Consider the following 387-nt stretch of genomic DNA (forward strand, 5'->3'; position numbering starts at 1 on the left):
GCTTCAGGCCTGCAAGCAGCGCGGCATCAACACCGCCATTGAGACCTGCGGCTATGCCCGTCCTGAAGTTATCGAAAAAGTGGCTCCATTCGTGGATCTCTTCCTTTACGACGTCAAACACATGAATTCCGAGCGTCATCGCGAAATTACCGGTGTGCGTAATGAGATGATTCTCCAGAATCTGATCTGGCTCCTTGAGAACAGGAACAACGTCAAGATCAGAATGCCCATGCTCAAGGGCGTAAACGACGGCGAAGAAGAAGTTCTGCAACTTGTGAAAATGCTCAAGCCTTATCAGGATCTTAAAAATTTCAAAGGGGTGGATCTGCTTCCATACCACAAGATGGGCGTGAACAAGTACACCCAACTCGGTTGGGAATATCCGGT

At 49.1% G+C, this 387-nt stretch carries 1 protein-coding gene; it reads left to right on the forward strand.

All coding sequences use genetic code 11. The features are described 5' to 3' along the window. On the forward strand, positions 1-387 hold a 387-nt coding region (locus EMN46_RS19365; protein ID WP_154202654.1), incomplete at both ends, for a radical SAM protein.

The organism is Ancylomarina sp. 16SWW S1-10-2 (assembly GCF_009669305.1).
GTDB lineage: Bacteria > Bacteroidota > Bacteroidia > Bacteroidales > Marinifilaceae > Ancylomarina.